23 protein-coding genes and 1 tRNA gene are annotated in these 19890 nt (G+C 63.3%); 14 read left to right on the forward strand and 10 right to left on the reverse strand.

Annotated elements, in window-relative coordinates:
• Window positions 1-27: 27 nt before the first annotated feature.
• Window positions 28-936 carry a tripartite tricarboxylate transporter substrate-binding protein gene (locus OIM99_RS14945; protein ID WP_311851220.1) on the forward strand — a complete coding sequence of 303 codons (909 nt, stop codon included), beginning with the start codon at window positions 28-30 and terminating at the stop codon, window positions 934-936.
• A gap of 133 nt (window positions 937-1069) precedes the next feature.
• A complete protein-coding gene (locus tag OIM99_RS14950) occupies window positions 1070-1999 on the forward strand; it encodes an alpha/beta fold hydrolase (RefSeq protein ID WP_311852267.1) in 930 nt (309 codons plus the stop codon).
• Between the two features lie 5 nt (window positions 2000-2004).
• On the opposite strand, the gene OIM99_RS14955 is transcribed toward OIM99_RS14950, so the two are convergent.
• Window positions 2005-2769, reverse strand: a complete 765-nt coding sequence (locus tag OIM99_RS14955) for an SDR family oxidoreductase (protein ID WP_311851221.1) — start codon at window positions 2767-2769, stop codon at window positions 2005-2007.
• Window positions 2770-2817: 48 nt separating this feature from the next.
• On the opposite strand from OIM99_RS14955, the gene OIM99_RS14960 reads away from it, so the two are divergent.
• Window positions 2818-3186, forward strand: coding sequence for a hypothetical protein (locus OIM99_RS14960; RefSeq protein WP_311851222.1), 369 nt, complete (start codon window positions 2818-2820; stop codon window positions 3184-3186).
• 2 nt (window positions 3187-3188) lie between these two features.
• On the opposite strand, the gene OIM99_RS14965 is transcribed toward OIM99_RS14960, so the two are convergent.
• Entirely contained in the window at window positions 3189-3971 is a 783-nt protein-coding gene (locus OIM99_RS14965) for a helix-turn-helix transcriptional regulator (protein ID WP_311851223.1), read from the reverse strand.
• Between the two features lie 93 nt (window positions 3972-4064).
• On the opposite strand from OIM99_RS14965, the gene OIM99_RS14970 reads away from it, so the two are divergent.
• A complete protein-coding gene (locus tag OIM99_RS14970; protein ID WP_311851224.1) occupies window positions 4065-4994 on the forward strand; it encodes a DMT family transporter in 930 nt (309 codons plus the stop codon).
• Window positions 4995-5030: 36 nt separating this feature from the next.
• Here the strand turns inward: OIM99_RS14970 and OIM99_RS14975 are convergent, their stop codons facing one another.
• Window positions 5031-6869, reverse strand: coding sequence for a CocE/NonD family hydrolase (locus OIM99_RS14975; protein WP_311851225.1), 1839 nt, complete (start codon window positions 6867-6869; stop codon window positions 5031-5033).
• Window positions 6870-6958: 89 nt separating this feature from the next.
• Entirely contained in the window at window positions 6959-7807 is an 849-nt protein-coding gene (locus tag OIM99_RS14980) for an MBL fold metallo-hydrolase (protein ID WP_311851226.1), read from the reverse strand.
• Window positions 7808-7983: 176 nt separating this feature from the next.
• Here OIM99_RS14980 and arr point away from each other — a divergent pair, with 176 nt between their 5' ends.
• Entirely contained in the window at window positions 7984-8394 is a 411-nt protein-coding gene (gene arr, locus OIM99_RS14985; protein WP_311851227.1) for an NAD(+)--rifampin ADP-ribosyltransferase, read from the forward strand.
• A 33-nt stretch (window positions 8395-8427) separates the two neighbouring features.
• On the opposite strand, the gene OIM99_RS14990 is transcribed toward arr, so the two are convergent.
• Window positions 8428-9330: an alpha/beta fold hydrolase gene (locus OIM99_RS14990; RefSeq protein ID WP_311852268.1), complete on the reverse strand. Its 903-nt coding sequence runs from the start codon at window positions 9328-9330 to the stop codon at window positions 8428-8430.
• A gap of 88 nt (window positions 9331-9418) precedes the next feature.
• Between OIM99_RS14990 and OIM99_RS14995 the strand changes: the two genes are divergently transcribed.
• Window positions 9419-10066, forward strand: coding sequence for a TetR/AcrR family transcriptional regulator (locus tag OIM99_RS14995; protein WP_311851228.1), 648 nt, complete (start codon window positions 9419-9421; stop codon window positions 10064-10066).
• A 40-nt stretch (window positions 10067-10106) separates the two neighbouring features.
• On the opposite strand, the gene OIM99_RS15000 is transcribed toward OIM99_RS14995, so the two are convergent.
• Entirely contained in the window at window positions 10107-10442 is a 336-nt protein-coding gene (locus OIM99_RS15000) for a GIY-YIG nuclease family protein (RefSeq protein ID WP_311851229.1), read from the reverse strand.
• Window positions 10443-10543: 101 nt separating this feature from the next.
• Here OIM99_RS15000 and OIM99_RS15005 point away from each other — a divergent pair, with 101 nt between their 5' ends.
• Together OIM99_RS15005 and OIM99_RS15010 are read left to right on the forward strand one after the other, a co-directional pair.
• Window positions 10544-11134: a DUF2239 family protein gene (locus tag OIM99_RS15005; protein ID WP_311851230.1), complete on the forward strand. Its 591-nt coding sequence runs from the start codon at window positions 10544-10546 to the stop codon at window positions 11132-11134.
• A gap of 13 nt (window positions 11135-11147) precedes the next feature.
• Window positions 11148-11615 (forward strand): AAC(3)-I family aminoglycoside N-acetyltransferase, encoded by a 468-nt coding sequence (locus OIM99_RS15010; protein WP_311851231.1) that lies wholly within the window; start codon window positions 11148-11150, stop codon window positions 11613-11615.
• A gap of 5 nt (window positions 11616-11620) precedes the next feature.
• Here OIM99_RS15010 and OIM99_RS15015 read toward each other — a convergent pair whose 3' ends face one another.
• Window positions 11621-12100 (reverse strand): DoxX family protein, encoded by a 480-nt coding sequence (locus OIM99_RS15015; protein WP_311851232.1) that lies wholly within the window; start codon window positions 12098-12100, stop codon window positions 11621-11623.
• A 71-nt stretch (window positions 12101-12171) separates the two neighbouring features.
• On the opposite strand from OIM99_RS15015, the gene OIM99_RS15020 reads away from it, so the two are divergent.
• Both OIM99_RS15020 and OIM99_RS15025 read left to right on the forward strand, forming a co-directional pair.
• On the forward strand, window positions 12172-12762 hold the full coding sequence (locus tag OIM99_RS15020) for a TetR/AcrR family transcriptional regulator (protein ID WP_311851233.1): 591 nt from the start codon (window positions 12172-12174) through the stop codon (window positions 12760-12762).
• Window positions 12763-12936: 174 nt separating this feature from the next.
• Window positions 12937-13026: transfer RNA gene (locus OIM99_RS15025), tRNA-Ser, on the forward strand.
• A 109-nt stretch (window positions 13027-13135) separates the two neighbouring features.
• On the opposite strand, the gene OIM99_RS15030 is transcribed toward OIM99_RS15025, so the two are convergent.
• The gene (locus OIM99_RS15030; protein ID WP_311851234.1) at window positions 13136-13876 is read right to left on the reverse strand and encodes an SDR family NAD(P)-dependent oxidoreductase; all 741 of its coding nucleotides are present in this window, start codon (window positions 13874-13876) and stop codon (window positions 13136-13138) included.
• A 97-nt stretch (window positions 13877-13973) separates the two neighbouring features.
• Between OIM99_RS15030 and OIM99_RS15035 the strand changes: the two genes are divergently transcribed.
• The gene (locus OIM99_RS15035; RefSeq protein ID WP_311851235.1) at window positions 13974-14576 is read left to right on the forward strand and encodes a TetR/AcrR family transcriptional regulator; all 603 of its coding nucleotides are present in this window, start codon (window positions 13974-13976) and stop codon (window positions 14574-14576) included.
• A gap of 571 nt (window positions 14577-15147) precedes the next feature.
• Entirely contained in the window at window positions 15148-15498 is a 351-nt protein-coding gene (locus OIM99_RS15040; RefSeq protein ID WP_311851236.1) for a DUF2200 domain-containing protein, read from the forward strand.
• Window positions 15499-15514: 16 nt separating this feature from the next.
• Here the strand turns inward: OIM99_RS15040 and OIM99_RS15045 are convergent, their stop codons facing one another.
• Window positions 15515-16303 (reverse strand): helix-turn-helix transcriptional regulator, encoded by a 789-nt coding sequence (locus tag OIM99_RS15045; RefSeq protein WP_311851237.1) that lies wholly within the window; start codon window positions 16301-16303, stop codon window positions 15515-15517.
• A gap of 117 nt (window positions 16304-16420) precedes the next feature.
• On the opposite strand from OIM99_RS15045, the gene OIM99_RS15050 reads away from it, so the two are divergent.
• Complete coding sequence (locus OIM99_RS15050) at window positions 16421-17650, forward strand: MFS transporter (protein ID WP_311851238.1); 1230 nt, start codon at window positions 16421-16423, stop codon at window positions 17648-17650.
• Here OIM99_RS15050 and OIM99_RS15055 read toward each other — a convergent pair.
• Window positions 17607-18506, reverse strand: coding sequence for a LysR family transcriptional regulator (locus OIM99_RS15055; RefSeq protein WP_311851239.1), 900 nt, complete (start codon window positions 18504-18506; stop codon window positions 17607-17609). The genes OIM99_RS15050 and OIM99_RS15055 overlap by 44 nt on opposite strands.
• Window positions 18507-18599: 93 nt before the next feature.
• Here OIM99_RS15055 and OIM99_RS15060 point away from each other — a divergent pair, with 93 nt between their 5' ends.
• Entirely contained in the window at window positions 18600-19877 is a 1278-nt protein-coding gene (locus tag OIM99_RS15060; protein ID WP_311851240.1) for an MFS transporter, read from the forward strand.
• Window positions 19878-19890: the final 13 nt, after the last annotated feature.

Consider the following 19890-nt stretch of genomic DNA (forward strand, 5'->3'; position numbering starts at 1 on the left):
GGCGGGCTCTTCGCCCTTTGCGCCAGCGTGCAGATCGCCGCGGCGCAGGCCGATCTCTATCGGATCATCGTGCCGTTCGCGCCGGGCGGCGGCCAGGACGTGCTGGCACGCGTCATCGCGCCGGAGCTGCAAACACTGTTGGGCGAAACGGTCATCGTCGAAAACCGTGCCGGGGCGGGTGGCGGTGTCGGCAGTTCGGTGGTGGCGAAATCGCCGCCCGACGGCAAGACCATGGTGATGGCGGCCTCAAGCCATTCGATTGGCCCCGCCATCGACCGCAAAGTGCCTTATGATCCGATCAAGGACTTCACGCCGCTCGCCCATGTTGGCACCGGTGCCTATCTGCTGTTGATCAACTCGGCCGTGCCGGCGAAATCGGTCGCCGAATTGATCACCTATGCCAAGGCCAATCCCGGCAAGCTCAATTATGCCTCGGCCGGTGTCGGCAGCGCCACGCATCTGGCTTCCGCTTATTTCACCAATCGCGCTGAAATCAACGTCGTGCACGTGCCCTACAAGAGCACGGCGGAAGCGTTGAACAGCACTGTGGTCGGCGACACGCAAATCTTGATCGTGCCGACCCTGGGTTCGCAGGGCTTCATCGAAAATCCCGGCTTGAGGGTTCTCGCAGTGGTTTCGAAGAAGCGCGTGCCGTCGCTGCCTAACATTCCGACGGTCGATGAAAGCGGTCTGCCGAATTTCGAATTCTCCTCCTGGTTCGGCCTGCTCGGCCCCGCCAACATGCCGGTCGAACTGCGCGACAAGCTCAACGGCATGCTGAACAAGATCATCCAGATGCCGGGCGTCGCCGAGAAGATTGAAATTCAAGGCATTGAGCCGAAGACGATGAGCGCGCCGGAGTTCACCCAGCTCCTCATCGACAATTACGAGACGATCAAGCGGATCGTGAAGGCGGCCAATATCGGCGGCACGTGATCGACTGATTTTCAAAGCTCCCTCGAGCGTCCCTCGAGTGCAACTTGGCCCGGTGCCGTCTCTGGCGGTACCGGGTCTTTTTATTTAGACTCCGCCGCGTCGTTTATCGTTGGCGAGGTTGATCTTGAAATCAGTGCTGGTCGTCGCTTCAATTCTGGTCATGAGCCTGACTGCCTTCCAAGCCTCCGCCTGGAGCGAACGCGAACTGACCAACGAGGCCCTGCGCGGCACGTTGACCCTGCCGGATGGCGACGCATCCGTGCCGGCGGTCTTGATCTTGGCGGGGTCCGGTCCGGTCGATCGCGATGGCAATCTGCCTGGCGTGCGCAACGACAGCCTGAAAATGCTGGCCCATGGCCTCGCCGATCAGGGCATCGCCTCACTGCGGGTCGATAAACGCGGCATCGGCGGGAGCGCGGTGGCCGGCCTGCGCGAAGAGGATCTGCGCTTCGACACTTATGTCACCGATGCGGTGAGCTGGGCTGAACTTCTGGGCAAGCAAAGCCGCGTGGAGCGCGTCGTGCTGGCGGGACACAGCGAGGGCGCCTTGGTCGCCACGCTGGCGGCGCAGCGGACCACCGTCGCGGGGCTCGTGCTCATCGCGGGAACGGGTGAGCGGATCGACGCCACCATCGACCGGCAACTGATGGCGGCCAAAGTTCCGGACGAGTTGCAACAGGCCTCACGACGGATCACCGAACAATTGAAACAAGGCAAGCCCGTCGCCGATGTGCCGGCGGCGTTGATGTCGATCTACCGACCGAGCGTGCAGAACTACATGATGTCCTGGCTGACGCGCGATCCTGTCGCGGAACTGCGCAAGGTGCGTGGTCCTGTCTTGATCATTCAGGGCAGCACCGATTTCCAGGTTCTTGTCGATGACGCCAAACACCTGTCGGAGGCGCGGCCGGATGCGAAGCTGCTCATCATCGATGGCATGAATCACGTCCTTAAACCCGCGCCCGCCGACCGCGCCGGCAATATCGCCACCTACAAGGATCCGAACCTCGCCCTATCGACGCCATTGGTGCCAGCGATCTCAAGTTTCGTGAAGGGGCTCTAATCTTCTTACGTGCGAGTGATGGAGACACCGCCATCCGCTAGCAAGGCTGTGCCGGTGACGAAGCTCGATGCGTCAGAGGCGAGGAAGAGAGCGGCCTGCGCAATCTCCCGTGGTTCGGCCAGCCGCTTGAGCGCATGCAGGCCCTCAACGAAGGCACGCATTTCCGGCGTGTTGGAAACGGCGCGGCCCATAGGCGTGTCGGTGCCGCCGGGCAGGAGGGCATTGGCCCTGATGCCTTTCGCGCCAAATTCAGCGGCGATCACTTGCGTCAGTCCAACGAGACCCGCCTTGCTCGCCGCATAGGCGCCCATGCCGGGAAAGCCAACCGTGTGGCCGACGAAGGTCGACGTGAAGATAAGCGAACCGCCGCCGCGCGCCAGCATGGCCGGGATCTGATGGCGGGCCGCGAAGAAGGCACCGGTGAGATTGGTGTCGAGCGTCTCACGCCAGGTCTCTACCGAGAGATCGGGTACGGGGGCGGCGATGCCGGTGGTTCCCGCATTGTTGAACGCGATATCCAGGCCGCCGAAGCGATCGATCGCCGTCTCGACCAATGCTCGCGCATGAGCATCGTCACTCACATCGCCCGCCACGGCCACGGCTCGGCCACCGGCGGCTGTAATATGTGCGATCACCTCGTCGAGCGCCGCTTGCCGGCGTCCCGAGAGCACGAGGGCCGCGTCTTCGCGGGCAAACAATTCCGCCGCGACCCGGCCGATGCCGGAACTGGCACCGGTGACAATCGCGATTTTGTTGTTCAATGTCGTCATGAAAGAACCTCTCCAATATAGGACGGCTCTTGTGACGGAGAGGCGTGAGTGGGACGACCCGATTACGACGATGGCGCGAAACAATCCGGCCGTAGACTGAAGTGGCTCGGCTGGGCCGCGCTGCTGCTGGGTCTGCCTCTGGCGCTGATGGGCGCGATCACGCCGCCGAACGAATATCGGGCAGCGCTCGGCATCGACGCGCTCGACTGCGACGGCCCGTTCGGCGTCTATCTCTTCGCCGTGCCGGCGCTGCTCATCTATGGTGTCGGCCTCGTCATCAATGCACAAGCGTGGCGCAGACGGACGAACCTGCTGCTGGCACTCGTCTGCGTTGTTTTGTGTCTCGCGCTCGCGATCAATCTCACCCGCGCCGTCATCGTCGACCACGCACAAGCGGCGGCTTGCAGCTCCAAATAGCGCTACCGATAGAACACGCTCGGCGGCACGCCGAACTGTTTGCGGAACATGGCGGTGAAGGCGCTCTGGCTGGCATAACCGCTCTCCAATGCCACATCAATGACGCGGTCGCCGCGCGCCAGTCGCTCGAGCGCGTGCAGGAGCCGCGCCTGCTGGCGCCATTGACCGAAGGTGAGGCCGGTTTGCTGGACAAACAGGCGATGAATGGTCTTCGCCGTCACGCCAAACTTGTCCGCCCAATCCTGCGCCGTCGCCGCCGCGTCAGGACGCGCCGTCAATTCAGTGCAGAGAAACCGCAGGCGCAGATCGCGCGGCATGGGCAGATGCAGCGGCAGCACCGGCTCCTGCCGCAGTTCATCGAGCAGAAGCCGCATCAGCCGGGCGTCGCGGCTGTCGGGCGCATAGTCGGCGGGCACGCTCATGGCGGCGACGATCAGCTCGCGCAGCAGCGGCGACACGGCGAGGACGCAGCTTTCCTCGGGCAGACCAGGCACGCTGCGATCGTCGATGAACAAAGTACGGATCTTCACATCACCGACCATGCGCACGTCATGGTCGAAGACGGGCACCAGCCAGACGGCGCGGTTTGGTGGCACCACCCAGGTGCCGAAGGTCGAGTGCACGATCATCACGCCGGAGATGGCATAGAGAAGCTGGCCGCGTGGATGGGCGTGCAGGCCGGTCGATGTGCCGTTCGGATAGTCGATCTCCATCGCCGCCATCGGCCGCGCCGTGGCGTGAAAATCGAGGTGTCGGCGGGTGAGGTCGCTGAGGTCAGGCCCCACAATGTCCCTTTCTCGCTATATAGTGTCATTTTAGCGTGAGACGGACAAAGTGGGAAGGGCTAGAGGCAGGCTCCCTCAACCCCGGATCGCACCATGTCCAGCCCATCCACATCCTCGAAAGCCGCCTTTCTCTATCCCTTCGTCGCCGTCGCTTTGTGGGCCGGCAATGTCATCGTCTCAAGGCTCTCGGCCCATGCCATCGGCCCGCAGGCGATCACTTTCTATCGGCTGGTGGTGGCGGTCGGCCTGCTGAGCCTGTTCGTCGCCCGGCCGGCCTGGCGCAATCGCGCGACGATCTGGCCGCACATCGGCCAGTTCATCATCCTGGGCTTTCTCGCCATGTGCTTGTTCCAGAGCCTGTCCTATCTGGCGGCGGAGACCACGACGGCGACTAATATGGCGGTTTTCACCGCGCTGACGCCGCTGCTCACCGTCGCCATCGGCGCTTCGATGCTCGGCGAAACGCCGACCTGGGGCATGATCGGCGGGGGCGTGCTGTCCTTCATCGGCCTGGTCTATCTGGTCAGCGGTGGTGATCCCGCCGCCATCCTGCGCAACGGTGTTCACCTGGGTGATGCGCTGATGCTGATCGCCGCTGTCGTCTATGCGCTCTATGGCGTGTTGCTGAAGCGTTGGAACCTGCAAATCCCCGGCTGGCAATCGACCTATATGCAGGCGCTCTCAACCATGGTTGTGATGTTTCCCGCTTTCCTGGCGACACCAGCGCCGCTGCGCCAGCTCAATACCGACACCATACCGCTCATTCTCTATGCCGGCGCGATGGCCTCGGTCGTGCTACCGTTCCTGTGGATCAAGGGCGTGCAGCAGATCGGCCCTAGCCGCTGCGCCATCTTCCTCAACCTCCTGCCAGTGATGACGGCGGCGGCCGCCATCGTCACGCTCGGCGAGCCGGTGCGCGCTTTCCACGTCATCGGCGGCGGCCTGGCACTGGCCGGCGTCGTCTGCGCGCAGCTCTGGCAGAAGCCGATCTCGGCGCGGCAGCAGGCCGTGGCGGCGGAATGATCGGGCAGGGCCGCTGCGCTTCAGCGGCCCTTCCTCCTACTGAAGCGGCGTCGCCATCACCGGCAGCACGATGCGCGAGGGATGGGCCGCATCGTGCAGGATGGTCTGATCGGCGATCCGTACCGTCGTCGTCGTGCCGTGCTTTGCTCCGGTGTTCGGATTGGCGTCGTAATGCGGGAAGTTCGAGCTTGAGATTTCGAGCGCGATGCGATGTCCGGCCCGGAACAGATTGGCCGTCGGCCACAGGTCGATCTTATATTCGTAGACCTTGCCCGGAGTGATCGGAACGCGCCGCTCCAAACTCTCGCGTGAACTGGCGCGGATGATGCCGTTGCTGAGATTGTAGGCCTTGCCGTCGGGGTGGACATCGACGAGCTTCGCGGTGAAGTCGGTGTCGCGCGCCGTGGAAGCAGCATAGAGCACCACCTGCACGGGGCCGGTCACTTCCATATCCGCTGCCAATGGTTGCGTCTGGTAGACCAGCACATCGGCGCGGCCTTCGATCTTGGTTTGATCGTAAGGGCCGGCCGGCGCCACGTCGCTGGTGCAGCAGGAATGACCGCCAGCGCTTTGCACCGGATTGGCCGGATCGTAGCGATAACGATCCGGCGGCTGCGCGCCTTCCGGCTTGTCGGTGCCGAGCGCGCCGTTGCCGAAGCGCGTATTCGCCTGGCCACGGCTCGACAGATAATAAGGCGTGAAGCGCGTGCCTTCGACCGGCCAGTTGTCGGCTTCGCGCCATTTGTTGGCGCCCATCACGAACAAGCGCACCGGCTTCTGGCTGTCGACGCCATTGGCCTTGCCCTTCAACCAATAGTCGAACCAGGCGAGATGCAACTGGTCGATCGGATTGGTGGCTTCTAGTCCGAAATCGACTTCGCCGACCTTGCGCAGCCAGGGCAGATGCACCCACGGGCCGATCACCAGCCGCTGCCCCTTGCGGGCCACATCGGAACCAGCCTTCTCGCGCATACCGGTGAAATTCTCGACGCCACCGCGCATGAACACATCGTACCAGCCAGCGAAATTAAGCGCCGGCACGGTGACGTTGGGATAGCGCGTGCGGATGCTCCATTGCTTCCAATAGGCATCCCAGGTGTCGTGGGCCACCCAATCGCGATAATAAGGCGCGACAAGATTGCCGTTGCGGCTGCCGGGCAGATAGTCGATCAGCGGCTTGGCGCGATAGAGCGCCGGCAGGTCGGAGACGCCTTTCTGGATGCTGTCGAGCAGCCCTTGATCGCCGAAACGGCGCATGGCTGAGGCGGCAATCGACGTCACCGGCCACGACCTCTTGAAGGCGAGCGAGAAGGCGCCGCCCTCGTAGGACCAGCCGTCGTAATAATCCGAAGCCGTATGAGCCGGCGCGATCGCCACCAGATGCGGTGGCTTTTCGGTCGCGGCCAGCCATTGCGTCGCGCCGACATAGGAAAAGCCGTACATGCCGACCTTGCCGTTCGAGCCCGGCAGTTTGGCGGCCCATTCCACCGTGTCGTAACCGTCCTTGCCTTCGTGGCGAAACGGATAGAACTCACCGCCGGACATATATTGGCCGCGCACGTCCTGGATCACGACGATGTAGCATTGTGAGGCGTAGTCGGCTGGCTTCGCATAGACCACCGATTGCGCGTCGGATTTGTTGTAGGGCAGCCGCATCAGCAACACAGGGTATTCGCCCGGCTCCTGCGGCCGATAGATGTCGGAAAGCAACACCGTGCCATCGCGCATGGTCGCCGGCACGTCGGCTTCCTTCTTGACGGTGCAGGCGCCCTTTTCGAGCGCAGCGGTCGCGGGTGCCGACCAGGCCAACAGCGCGAATGCCGGCCCGATCGACAGGCCAAAGGATTTTGCGACGAGGTGACTCATCCGGGTCATGGCGATCCTCCCAGGCTTCAGCACAACGATAGTGGGAAGAAACGGGAAGGGCGCCTAGCCAAACCTTGGTATGAGTTTGCGCGCGGGAACTATGCCGCGGGCGCGTGATATCGCTTCAGCATGTCGGCCAAGGCCCCATGCAGCGCTTCCGCCGTGTCCTGCACCATGCCGCCATGGCCCGGCAGCACGCGGTCGAAGCGATAGGCGCTGAGACGGGCCAGCGAGCGCAATTGCGTCGGCCAGTCGTACCAACACACGCTGCGGAAGGCGACCAGTTGCTTGTCGTCATGATCCCAGGCCAGCGAGTCACCGGTAAAGAGCAGGGAGCCAGCCAGAAACATCACACTGCCGCGCGTATGGCCGGGCACGGGAATGGCGAGAATGTCACCGGCGACGGTGACAGCCTCCTCGCCCTCGATCACATCGCTGGTGAAGGTCGCACCTTCCCGATCATGGCCGTGAATCCAGACGCGCGCGCCAAAATGTTTCGCGTAACGCCCGCTGTCGCCGACATCGTCCTTGTGGGTCAGCAGCACATCGCCCAGCCCGCCGTTCGCCTCCAGCCATTCGACGACCTGGCGCGTCCAGCGCGGACCGTCGATCATCACGTTGCCGTTTGAACGCCGCAGCAGATAGCTATGCGCACCCCAGGAGGCGCGGGCATTGTAGCCGAGCCGAAAGAGATCCGGCGCCAGCTCCTGTGGGAACAAATCGGCCGGCATGGCAAGGCCTTCGGGTGCGCGCACGGCACTGACCGGACAGAGCAGGGCCGCGCGCCAGGCATCGGCTATCTCGGCAGCGGTTTCCGGCTGGCGGTGAAAGAAATAGCGGTCCTTGCCCTCGGCGACGAGGTCGGGAAAAGCCGTCTGCGCCGCGCCGCATTGGATGCAGCGCTCGTCGATGCGCCAGAGATGAGTGTCGGTGGTGGATTTGCTCATGCGCCCCTCCGATCCACTTCATCTAGGGAGCGCGCGGGGAGAAAAGAAGGACAGGAAATCGGCGAGAAAATCAGCCAGCCTCTGCCACTATTATTGTCTAGCTCACCGGGGGGATTGCGGCAAGCCCCCGGTCTCGGTCTAGGGACTCTGCCCCCAAACACAGGGAGCAGCCATCGATGACATCCAACACTCGGATTTCGCAGCCATTTTATCACGGCACCCGCGCCGATTTGAAACTGGGAGACCTGATCGCGGCCGGATACAATTCCAACTACGGCGCGCGAAAGCCAGCGTCCTGGGTCTATCTCACCGGCACTTTGGACGCCGCCATCTGGGGCGCCGAACTGGCCGCGGGCGAGGGACAACAGAGGATCTATATCGTCGAGCCAACCGGCCCGATCGCCGACGATCCCAACCTGACCGACAAGAAATTCCCCGGCAATCCGACCCAGTCCTACCGTTCTCGCTACCCGCTGCGGATCACCGGCGAGGTCACGGAATGGCAGGGCCATTCGCCTGAACGGCTGAAGGCCATGAAGGAGGGCGTCGAACGCGCGCGGGCGCAAGGCATCGAGGCGATCGACTGATCGCGAGATTATGCACTCGCTGGTTCAGCCGGTTTACAGCCCGGCCGGATCGGCCCACGGATTGATGCCATCTCCGAGCCAACGCAGCGTCGCCGGCCAAAAGCCGTCGGCGAAACGGGCGTGGAACAAGCCGAAATGACCGATTGTCTCGACATCGAGATCGGCGGGTGCCAGCAGCACCTCCTGCCGTTCGGCGCCAGCGTAATAGGCGAGCGTGCGGCGGATCGCCGGCAGTGTGCCCAGCTCGTCGTCGGTCACCGCGACGGCCAGGATCGGCGCGCGGAAGGCGGCGAAGCGAGCCAGCACCTCGGCCCGTGTCTCCGCCGGATAGCTCGCTTCCGTCCGCCGGCCCTTAAAGCTCCATTCGTTGGCGACACCGGCCGGCAAATCTTCCAGCCAACCGAGCCGCTTGCCGGGAAAGTAGCCCCAGACCGCGGTGAGGGCGGGCATCGCCACATGCCATTTCAAGAACAGGCGCAGCCGCTGTTTTGGCGCGTAATCGGGCCAATAGGCATATTGGGCGCCGACGGTCAGCATCCGGTCGACCAAAAAGCCGTGTTCGGCGAGGCCAGGCAGGAAGCCGCCGACGCTATGACCAACCACGAGAAGAGGACCGGCACGGCGCTTTTCGGCAGCGAAGCGGATCGCCGCGTCGAAATCGAGCTGGCCCCAATCGCGCCAGCGGTAGCCGCAACCGCGCAGCCGCCCGGGGCGTGACTGGCCGATGCCGCGATAATCGTAAGTCAGTACGTCATAGCCCTGGCCGGCCAGGAAGCTGGCGTAGAAATGGTAGTAGCGCGCCAGCACGCCCGTCGCCGGATTGATGACGACGAAGCCCTTTGGCGGCGTGGCGGACGGCCAAAAATGCCCGCCAAGCTGGACGCCGTCCCGGCACACAATCCGGAGCCGTTCGGTGGCTGAAAGAGGCGGGGACATCATTTCCAGACTTCGGTTTTGCGAGGGCCTTTGCCCTTTGGACAGCCTTTTCTAGCTATAGTATACTCACTAGACGGTATATACATTTATGAAAGAAAATCAGAGCCCTACACGAGCTAAGATCATCGCGGCGGCTGAGAGGCTGTTTTACGCGGAAGGGATCGGTCGCGTCAGTGTCGATGCAGTCGCCGAGAAGGCCGGCGTCACCAAGCGGACGCTCTACTATCATTTCACCAGCAAGGATGAGTTGATCGAGGCTTATCTGAGCGCCCGCGACCAGCCCAATCTGGCCCTGTTCCGGCGCTGGTTCGAGGCAGCCGACGGCACCGTGGCCGACAAGACGAAGGCCATTTTTCTGAACCTCGGCCACTCCGCCAGCCATCCGCGCTGGAAGGGATGCGGCTTCCTGCGCACCTCCGCCGAGCTTGCCGCCATGCCGGGGCATCCGGCGCTAAAGGTCGGCGCGGCCCACAAGAAGCGGTTCGAGAGCTGGTTGGCCGCCGCCTTCACCGAAGTTGGCATCGTCCTGGCCGAGCCGCTTGCCCGCCAGATCCTCCTGCTGCTCGACGGCGCTTTTGCCGTGACGCTGCTACAGCGCGACCCGGCCTATATGGAGGCGGCCGGCGATGCGGCGCGTGTCCTGGTGGGGACTGTGCTTCGTCAGATTCGCGGGCGCAGGCCGGTCGAGGAGAGCAGTCAGCTCTCTTTGAAGCTTGACGGAAAATCAGAAATCTAAATAGATATTTTAAAGTGATACTTTAGATAAAGATCTTGCTCTAAATCTTTTCTAAATCAAGTTTTGTTCGCCAAAAATTCTGACGTTCTTTCAGCAGGCTATCCCGAAAATAAGCGTCCTCTTCTTCCGCCAGCCGCTCCAGTTCCTCAATCGCAAAGGCCTCTGGGCCATGCTTATCCCAGGCGGCTTGGAGGCTACGGTGCGGATTGGCGCGCTGGCGCAGGGTGAACCAGAGCCGGTTCTCGATGGTCGATAGATCGGGCGCGCGGCCGATCCAACGCTGCCCGGTCGGGCGGCAAAGCACCGCGAAAATCCCGGCCACGGTCTTGCGTTCTTTATAGGCGGCCACGGCTGCCTTTCTGTCGGCGTTTTTCATCTCTTAAATCCCGGGTTCCCACATCCTGCTTCGTGAAAGCGGATGCCAATATCACCCGGATGATATTGACTCAAGAATTTTTATCCGGGTAATGAACTGAGATGACTGAGAAGACCCAAATCCTGAAATGCAGTGCCTTCGACGGCCATAGCCTTTTTGCCCGTGGCGATTTGAGAGAGGTGGCCCTGGCCGTGAGAACGGCTTTTGACCAGCGCCCCGAAGCGTCCATCCTGGTCTTCGACGATCTGACCGGCCGCGTGATCGATCTCGACCTCAGAGGCTCGCCCGAGGAGATCACCGCGCGCCTGGTCCCGCCGGCGCCCCCCACATCAGATACACCGGAGCCACCGCGCGGACGCGGACGCCCCAAGCTCGGCGTCGTCGCCCGCGAGGTCACTCTACTGCCACGTCATTGGGACTGGTTGGCAGCGCAGCCGGGCGGTGCCTCGCAAGCCCTGCGCCGGCTCGTCGAGGAAGCCCGCAAGAACGACGGCGGCAGCACCGAGGCGCGCGCGGCGCAGGAAGCCGCCTATCGCTTCATGTCGACCATGGCCGGCAATCTGCCCGGCTTCGAGGAAGCCTCGCGCGCCTTCTTCGCCAACGAGCGGGAGCGCTTCGTCGAGCAGGTCGCTTCGTGGCCCGTGGATGTACGCGAACATGTGAGACGACTTGCTTGGGGCGAATCCGGCTAACAGGAAGGGCGCCATGAGCACGTTCGTCGTCCGCCACCTGACGGCTGCCGATATCGTTCCGTTCCGCAGTCTCCTCGCCGTCCTCGGCGAGGCTTTCGATGAACGCGACACCTATACGCGCGCCCAGCCCGATCATGCCTATCTGCAAAAACTGCTCGGCGGCCCGCATTTCATCGCGCTCGCTGCACTGGAGAACGGCGCGGTCATCGGCGGGCTTGCCGCCTATGAACTGCCGAAATTCGAACAGGCGCGCAGCGAGATCTATATCTACGATCTGGCTGTGGCGGCCGATCATCGCCGCAAAGGCGTGGCGACGGCGCTCATCGAAACTTTGCAGGACATCGGCACCAAGCGCGGCGCCTATGTGATCTATGTCCAGGCCGATCCGCCCGACACACCGGCCGTCGCGCTCTATACCAAGCTCGGCACCCGCGAGGACGTGCTGCATTTCGACATCGCGGTGGACGCCACCCAAAAGTAGCGCCGTTACCGCGCCGCCTGATCAGCCCGGGCTATCGGCCCAATGACCTCCGACGCACGCAGCGCCCACCAGATCGCCACCGGCTGAAACAGCAGGTGCAGCCAATAATACCATTGCGCCGTAGGCAGACCGTCGACGCTCAAACCTTCGACGGCATTTTTGATATTGGCGGGAAAAACGCAGACGAAATAGATCGCCAGCATGATACCGGCCAGACGCCGCGTCGCCGGCACGAGCAGTCCGAGGGCGCCGGCCACTTCGCAGAGCCCAGTGAACAGCACCACCTCTTTCGGCGCGGGGATGAAGGACGGCATCATCGGCAGGTAGCGCGCGGGCGTCATCAGATGATCGATCCCGAAGAAGAGCAGGGCCGCCGCCATGCCCCAGCGCATGCAGGCGACCCAACTTGCCAGCGCCTGAACGCCGAGCACCCCGCCGATGCGGGCGATGACCGTGGCGATCGCGAGAAAAGCGAAGAACAGCATGGGCGGAGACCTTGACCGAGGATCGAAAGGCGTCGATGTTGACGGTGACAACATAAGCGGAGATGTTGGCAGTGTCAACACCTGACCCGGCAAAGGGGCAAGCCTTCCATCACGGCGATTTGCGCCGCGCCCTGATCGAAGCGACGACCGATCTGATCGAGCGCGACGGGCCCGCCGCCGTCAGCCTGCGCGAGGCCGCGCGCATCGCCGGCGTCTCCCATAACGCGCCATATCGGCATTTTCCGACGCGCGATGCGCTGCTCGCCGCCGTCGCCGCCCATGGGTTCGACGAGCTGAAGGCGGCGTTCGACGTGCCGGCCGTGGCGGCCGTCGATGATCGCCTGCTGGCGCTGGGCGAGGCCTATCTGCATTTCGCGCAGACCAAGCCCGGCCTGTTCAAGCTGATGTTCGGCAGCGGGCTCGACCGCAAGGGCCACCCCGATCTCGACCGCGCCGCGCAGGCGGCATACGCCGTTCTTCTGAACGCCAGCGGTCCGCAGGGGCAGGCGTCGCGGGAAGGGGCGCTCGGCGCCTGGGCTTTAGTCCACGGCCTGGCGCATCTCATCGTCGACGACCAGCTCGCGCCCGATCTGCGCGAAGATGCCCGCAAGGCGGTTCTGCTGGAAAAGATATCGAAAGCTTATGGGCACCTTCGCGGCTAGAGTTCGGCCCCGTCAGCGGAGAAGACGGCGCGTGATCCGGTAATTCACGGTCTGATCTGTTGACGTCACCGCACCCTCCGCCCTAGACAGGTGCCGCGATGTTCGCGGCGTTGAATGACCGTGGCGGGCGGCAGCCCGCCTGTTTGCCCCAAAAACGAACGCGATCAGGTGCTTGGAAGGATGGCCGAGTGGTTTAAGGCAGCGGTCTTGAAAACCGCCGTGGGTGCAAGCTCACCGTGAGTTCGAATCTCACTCCTTCCGCCATTAACCCGCGCAGCATCTTGCTCTCGTCCGTGCCTTATGACGCAGATCATCGACAACTGTCGATCCAGTGCGACGGCCGCGCCGAAGCTCAACAGCGCGGCCGCCACCTTCAAGCGTTGGCGCCGTTGTCGACCAGGATTGCGGTGCCTGTGACCGAGCCGGCCTCAGGCGCTGCGAGATAGGCGACGGCGGCGGCGATGTCGTCGGGCCTGCCGAAGCGTTTAGAGGCGGTGCGCGCGACCTGATCCGGGGCATGGGCACCGGCTGCCGGATTCATGTCCGTATCGGTCGATCCGGGATGGACCGTGTTCACAGTGATCCCGCGTGGTGCGAGGTCGCGCGCCAGAGCCTGGCCCATCATCGTTAGGCCAGCCTTGCTGGCTGAATAGGCGGCCAGCCCTTCCTGTGGCGCTTGGAGCGCGAGATTGCTGCCGATCCCGATGATCCGGCCGCCGTCGCCCATGTGCGGCAGCACCGCGCGCACCGCGATATAGGCCGCACGCAAATTCACCGCGATGGTCGCGTCAAAATCCTCCAATGTCAGCGCGTTGACGGGCGCTGCGATGAAGATGCCGGCGTTGTTGACGAGAATGTCGATCCCGCCGAGCATACGAGCCGCCTGTTCGACGGCAGCCTCGATCGCCTTTGCATCGCGATTGTCGGCGGCGATCGCCAAGGCTTTGCGGCCTTGCCGTTCGATTTCGCCCACGACCTCGCCGGCGGCGTCCGCCGATGCGGCGTAAGTAATGGCAACGTCCGCACCCTCGGCCGCCAGCCGGCGCGCGATCGCCGCGCCAATGCCCCGACTTCCGCCCGTCACCAGCGCGCGCTTACCCGTCAACCGTGTCATCACAATCTCCATATTTGTAGTGATTGATACAAATATGGAGCGCTTGGCAAATCGGGTCAATAAAATATATAGTGTTCACTACAGAAAAGAGGTCCTCATGACTGAACGCGGCCGGCCGCGCGGTTTCGACCGCACGCATGCGCTTGAACAGGCGATGCGTCTGTTCTGGAGCAAGGGCTATGGCGGCGCTTCGCTGGCTGAGCTGACCCAGGTCATGGGAATCAACGCACCCAGCCTCTATGCGGCCTTCGGCAGCAAGGACGCGCTGTTCCGCGAGGCGGTGGCGCATTACTCCGAGCATCATGGCGTCGATATCTGGCGTGCGCTTGAGGAGACCCCGAGCGCACGCGAGGCAATCGAACGCTTCTTGCTGGCAACGGCCAGAGCCTATTCGATCCCGGGTGATCCGCCTGGCTGCCTGATCGTATTGGGCGCCCAATACCATCTCGGCGACGGCAATGCCGCGCATTGTGAACTGCGCACCCGCCGCCGCGAGAATCTGCGCCAGATCACCGATCGGCTGGCGCGTGCGGTGGCCGAAGGCGAATTGCCCACGCATTTCGCGGTGGAAGATGCGGCCGCCTTCTATCTCAGCGTTCAGACCGGGATGTCCGTGCTGGCACGCGACGGCGCCAATCGCGACACACTGGAAGCTGTGGCGCGCGCAGCGATGCTCGGCTGGGACCGCTGGTCCGCCTGACAGGCGAGTTCGATTTGACTGAGGGGTTCGGAAACTTCACGCTATAAGTCAATCGCTGGACGATGCAAAGATTGGTGCTGAAAAGATTTGGCGCTAATGGATGAGATCCGACATGGGGGGCGTTCATGCGATTGATTGGCGCGTTAGCGATCTTGGCGTTTTCGGCAGTGCCCACTTTGGCCAAGGGATTAACGTGTCGAACAGATAACGTCGGGATAACGCGATGTAGCAACGGCACGACCTATCACACCAACAATGTCGGCATCACGCGCGACAATCGTGGTAACTCGTGGCGAACCGATATCGTAGGCATAACCCGAGGCAGCAATGGCACCAGCTATCGCACCAACAACGTCGGCATCACCCGTGACAACCGCGGTAATAGCTGGAGAACGGATAGCTTCGGCGTAACGCGGGGAAGCAATGGCATAGAGTGCCGAACAGATAGCTTCAGGACAACGCGTTGCAAGTGACTCATCGTACCGCCAGCATGGTCTTCGTTGGTATGGGCAGTGTGCCTGCACCGGAACAGCGAGGGACGCTAGGCTGTGACCACAAGCGAGGAGGCGCAATGACGAAGCATCGCATCTATTCCATGAGCGTCGCCAGCGTTTATCCGCACTACATTGCCAAGGCGGAGAAGAAGGGACGCACCAAAGCCGAGGTGGACGAAATCATCCGCTGGCTGACTGGCTACAGTCAAAAAGCGCTGGACGCCGAACTGGGAAAGAAGACCGGCTTCGAGGACTTCTTCACCAACGCCCCTCGGTTGAATCCGTCGCGGTCCCAGATCAAAGGCGTGATCTGCGGTATCCGGGTCGAAGCCATCGAGGAGCCGATCATGCGCGAAATTCGCTACCTGGATAAGCTGATCGATGAATTGGCCAAGGGGAAGACGATGGAAAAAATCTTGCGCAATTGACGTACGCCGCCATCCATCACAACGGCCGCTTGGCGAAATACCGCGCCGGTGTCTGGCCCAGCGCCTTCTTAAACATCAAGATGAAGGCGGTGACGGATTCATAGCCTAATGTGTCCGACACCTGCTGCACCGCCGCGCCGCCGGCGAGTTCGCGCAGCGCCACGATAAGCTGCAATTGCTGTCGCCAGCGCCCGAAGGTCAGACCGGTTTCCTGAATCATGAGCCGCGTCAGCGACCGTTCGCTGAGCGCCACGCGCGCGGCCCAGTCGGCCAACGTGCAGCGATCGGCCGGGTTCGTGGTGAGCGCCTTGGCGATCTGGCGGATTTTCGGATGATCCGACACCGGCAGATTGAACTGTTCTTCCGGCATCAAAGCCAGCTCGTCGAGCAGCACGCGCACCAGCCTGAACGTGTGACTGTCCGGCCTATAGTCGATGGATGAATCGGCCAGGCGCCCGATCATTTCGCGGATCATCGGCGAGATCGACAGCGTGCAGCAATGATCGGGCAGGGCGGCGGCGTCCGGTTCGACGAAGAGGGCGGAAAGCCTGGCATTGCTGGTGGCGCGATTGCTATGGGTGATGCCGCCCGGCACCCAGACACCGCAGTGTGGCGGAACGATCCAGATGCCGCCCGCCGCCATGCAGGTGACGGCGCCGCGCAGCGCCAAGATCAACTGGCCTTTGCGATGTTTGTGGCTCGGCACCTCCACTTCGTAATTCGCCCAATCCAGATGCATGGCAACGGCCGGACGGTCGGAAGTGTCGGGATCGAAATCATCTGTGGCGACGCGATAGGGCTTCATGGGCAAGCCTGAGGATCCGGATTTGGCCAAATTTAGAGATATATTGTCAAAATATCGCAATTCAGGAAAGGGGCCAGCGGGCTATGGAGGGCCATCTTCGCTTACCCCGGTGCCATGATGCAGACCAAACAGCCCCTCGGCCTTTCTCATCCCCTCCTGCTCCTCGCGGGCATCCTGCTGATCGCGGCCAATCTGCGCGCACCGATCACCGGCGTCGCGCCGTTGCTCGGCACGATCCGCGACGTCTTCGCGCTCAATACGTTTCATGTCGGCATCCTGACGACACTGCCGCTACTGGCTTTCGCCTTCGCCTCACCCGTCGGCGTTCTGCTGGCCCGCGCCTGCGGCCTGGAGCGCAGCCTGTTCATCGCGCTGGTCGTGGTCGCGATCGGCATCGTGACGCGTTCGCTAGGGCCGACCTGGGCGCTGTTCGCGGGCTCGGCGCTCATCGGCATTGGCATCGCCATCGGCAATGTCCTGCTGCCGGCCTTGCTCAAGCGCGACTTTCCCGATCGCATCGCGACTCTGACGGGCACCTATGCGGTGGTGGCCGGCGTTGCCGCCGGGTTGGCCTCCGCCGTGGTCGTGCCGCTTGCGACGCTTCCCGCGTTGGGGTGGAGCGGGGCGCTTGGCTCGTTCATCGTTCTGCCGCTTCTCGCTTTGGTCGTCTGGGCGCCGCAACTGATCGACCGCAGCGTGCCGACCGCCGATACGCCGACACCAGAGCGCAGCGGCCGCATCTGGCATTCGCCGCTGGCCTGGCAGGTCACATTCTTCTTCGGCGCCAATTCGTTCGTCTATTATGTCGTGGTGACGTGGCTGCCGGCGATCCTGATCGAGGCGGGTTACTCACCACAGACGGCGGGATCGCTCCATGGCGTGTCGCAGCTCGCCACGGCTTTGCCGGGTCTGGTGCTGATGCCCTTGATCCATCGTCTGAAGGATCAACGGCGCCTTGCCTTCGGCACGTCGCTCATCATCGCCATGTCTCTGCTCGGCCTCCTGCTGGCACCACGCCTGGCCTGGATTTGGTCGGCGCTGTTTGGCTTCGGCGCCGGTGCGACCTTCATTCTGGCTTTGTCCTTCGTCAGCCTGCGGGCGGCCGATGTGCGCCAGGCAAGCGCTTTGTCCGGCATGGCCCAATGCATCGGCTATACGATCGCCGCCTTCGCGCCGCCGCTGTTCGGGCTGGTGCACGACGTCTCCGGCGGTTGGTTCGTTCCGCTGAGCCTTTGCCTGGCGCTCTGCGGCGTCATGGCCTGTCTCGGCTATTGCGCCGGTAAGTCCGCTCAGATCGGCGATGTCACGCCTCGCCGCCTTGACTCGCCGCGCGCAGTGCGTGGATGAAATTTTGCAGCACGATCTGGCTGCTGTCGCGACGGGTGCCGAGCGCCAGACGGGCGATCGGCGCCTCACCGGCGATCGGGCGATAGGTGACGCCTTCGACGCGCAATCGCGTGATCGAGGCCGGCACAATCGAAACGCCGAGTTCGGCGGCCACCAGGCTGAGGGCTGACGGGATTTGCGGCGCCACCTGGCCGACGATCGGATCAAAGCCGTTCGACCGACAGGCGACGATGACCTCATGCGAGAGGCTGAGGCCAGCGGCCGGCGGAAACAGGATGAAAGGCTCTCGCGCGAGTGCTTTCAGTGCCAGGCTACGTGACCGCGCCAACCGATGACGGGCCGGCAAGGCAATCGCCATCGGCTCGTCCGGCAGACGATGGAGCCGCACATTTTCGATGTCGTCGAGGCCCGGACGCACGAAGATCGTATCCAACTCGCCGCTCTCAAGCCCTTCCAGCAGGCCCATGGTGTTCAGCTCCTCCAGGGTCAGGAGAACATCCGGCCAGCGCTGACGAAAGCGCCGGATCGCCGCATTGACGATCGGATTGAAGGCGGCCGAGCCGGTGAATCCCACCGACAGCCTGCCGCTTTGGCCGCGATGGGCGCGCTGCGCGGCGAACCGGGCCCGCTCGGCGCCGGCGACGATGCCGCGCGCCTCGACCAGAAAGGCCTCGCCCGCCGGGGTCAGTTCCGCGCCGTGCGGGACACGATGAAAGAGCGCCGTGCCGAGTTCTTCCTCCAGATCCTTGATCTGCTGGCTCACCGGCGGCTGGCCGACGCCCAGTTTGGCCGCGGCGCGCGTGAAATTGCGCTCTTCCGCGACGGCCAGGAAATAACGGACATGCCGCAATTCCATGAGGTATCTCCAAAAGCAATCACAATTGTCAGTTCAATATATTGGACAGATTACGTCGCCGAAACCAATTTCCGTGCAGGAAAAGGTGGTTCGATGACTTGCGCTGACATCTCCGATATCTCCGTCCATCCCCGGCGCCGCGACCGGCAAAAGCCGGCCAACCCGCCGGCGAAGCTCGACGCACAGGGCGGAGCCCGGCGAGGGACGGCCGCTTATCGGCGGATCAGCAGCGCCCTCTTCTTGGCGGGTTTCGCCACGTTCTCGCTGCTCTACTGCACCCAATCCCTGCTGCCGATCTTCGCGCATGACTTCGGTATCAGCCCGGCAACGAGTTCGCTCGCTTTGTCCCTGTCGACCGCATCCTTGGCGATCGCCATTCTCGGCGCGGCGGCAGTGTCGGAGAGCGTCGGCCGCAAGAGCCTGATGTTCGCCGCCATCGCCGGTGCCGCGCTGCTCAATGCGGCGGCCGCCGCCATGCCGAACTGGCCGTTGTTCCTCGTCTGCCGAACCCTGGAAGGCTTTGTCCTCGGCGGCGTGCCGGCGGTGGCGATGGCCTATCTGGCCGAGGAGGTGGATCGCGGCAACCTGGGTTTCTCGATGGGCCTTTACATCGGTGGCTCGGCGCTGGGCGGCATGGCCGGACGGGTCGGGGCAAGCACGCTCGCCGACTGGTACTCCTGGCATGTGGCGATGTTCGTCATCGGCATCGCCGGCTTGATCGCCGCCATCGCCTTTGTCTGCCTCCTGCCGGCTTCCCGCAATTTCACGCGGCAGACTAGATTTCATCCGCGCTATCACCTGCAGGCCTGGCGGGCGCATCTGGCGGATCGCGGGCTGCTGCTGTTGTTTGCCATCGGCTTCCTGGCCATGGGCGCTTTCGTCGCCATCTACAACTATGCCGGCTTCCACCTGATGGCACCGCCTTATGCGCTCAGCTCCTCGACCATTGGCCTCATCTTCGTGGCTTATCTCTTCGGCATTGCCGCTTCCTCGACGGCGGGCGTCTTGGCCGATCGTCTCGGCCATCGCCGCGTGCTGCCCATCGGCTTCGCCATCGCACTGACCGGGATCGCACTGACGGTTACCAGCAGCCTCTGGACCATCATCGCCGGCATCGTGTTGCTGACGATTGGTTTCTTTTTCGCCCATTCGGTGGCCAGTTCCTGGATCGGCCGATTGGCGGCAACGGCCAAGGGCCATGCCTCCTCGCTCTATCTGCTCGCCTACTACCTCGGCTCCAGCATCGGCGGCACGATCGGAGGCACCTTCCTGTCGGCGGGAGGATGGCCGGCGCTGGCAGGCTTCGCCGGCATTTGCCTGCTGCTCGGCACCGCCGCCAGCCTGCGCCTTGCCACGACCGTCAAAGCTTGAAGGACGGGGCCTG

Source organism: Methylocella sp. CPCC 101449, from assembly GCF_031921685.1.
GTDB lineage: Bacteria > Pseudomonadota > Alphaproteobacteria > Rhizobiales > Beijerinckiaceae > Terripilifer.

Excerpts from the sequence above, each read along its gene's own strand:
- OIM99_RS14955 (WP_311851221.1), bottom strand. The coding sequence starts at position 2,769 with ATGACGACATTGAACAACAAAATCGCGATTGTCACCGGTGCCAGTTCC.
- OIM99_RS14970 (WP_311851224.1), top strand. The coding sequence starts at position 4,065 with ATGTCCAGCCCATCCACATCCTCGAAAGCCGCCTTTCTCTATCCCTTC.
- OIM99_RS14975 (WP_311851225.1), bottom strand. The coding sequence starts at position 6,869 with ATGACCCGGATGAGTCACCTCGTCGCAAAATCCTTTGGCCTGTCGATC.
- OIM99_RS14980 (WP_311851226.1), bottom strand. The coding sequence starts at position 7,807 with ATGAGCAAATCCACCACCGACACTCATCTCTGGCGCATCGACGAGCGC.
- arr (WP_311851227.1), top strand. The coding sequence starts at position 7,984 with ATGACATCCAACACTCGGATTTCGCAGCCATTTTATCACGGCACCCGC.
- OIM99_RS14990 (WP_311852268.1), bottom strand. The coding sequence starts at position 9,330 with ATGTCCCCGCCTCTTTCAGCCACCGAACGGCTCCGGATTGTGTGCCGG.
- OIM99_RS14995 (WP_311851228.1), top strand. The coding sequence starts at position 9,419 with ATGAAAGAAAATCAGAGCCCTACACGAGCTAAGATCATCGCGGCGGCT.
- OIM99_RS15000 (WP_311851229.1), bottom strand. The coding sequence starts at position 10,442 with ATGAAAAACGCCGACAGAAAGGCAGCCGTGGCCGCCTATAAAGAACGC.
- OIM99_RS15005 (WP_311851230.1), top strand. The coding sequence starts at position 10,544 with ATGACTGAGAAGACCCAAATCCTGAAATGCAGTGCCTTCGACGGCCAT.
- OIM99_RS15010 (WP_311851231.1), top strand. The coding sequence starts at position 11,148 with ATGAGCACGTTCGTCGTCCGCCACCTGACGGCTGCCGATATCGTTCCG.
- OIM99_RS15015 (WP_311851232.1), bottom strand. The coding sequence starts at position 12,100 with ATGCTGTTCTTCGCTTTTCTCGCGATCGCCACGGTCATCGCCCGCATC.
- OIM99_RS15030 (WP_311851234.1), bottom strand. The coding sequence starts at position 13,876 with ATGACACGGTTGACGGGTAAGCGCGCGCTGGTGACGGGCGGAAGTCGG.
- OIM99_RS15035 (WP_311851235.1), top strand. The coding sequence starts at position 13,974 with ATGACTGAACGCGGCCGGCCGCGCGGTTTCGACCGCACGCATGCGCTT.
- OIM99_RS15040 (WP_311851236.1), top strand. The coding sequence starts at position 15,148 with ATGACGAAGCATCGCATCTATTCCATGAGCGTCGCCAGCGTTTATCCG.
- OIM99_RS15045 (WP_311851237.1), bottom strand. The coding sequence starts at position 16,303 with ATGAAGCCCTATCGCGTCGCCACAGATGATTTCGATCCCGACACTTCC.
- OIM99_RS15050 (WP_311851238.1), top strand. The coding sequence starts at position 16,421 with ATGCAGACCAAACAGCCCCTCGGCCTTTCTCATCCCCTCCTGCTCCTC.
- OIM99_RS15055 (WP_311851239.1), bottom strand. The coding sequence starts at position 18,506 with ATGGAATTGCGGCATGTCCGTTATTTCCTGGCCGTCGCGGAAGAGCGC.
- OIM99_RS15060 (WP_311851240.1), top strand. The coding sequence starts at position 18,600 with ATGACTTGCGCTGACATCTCCGATATCTCCGTCCATCCCCGGCGCCGC.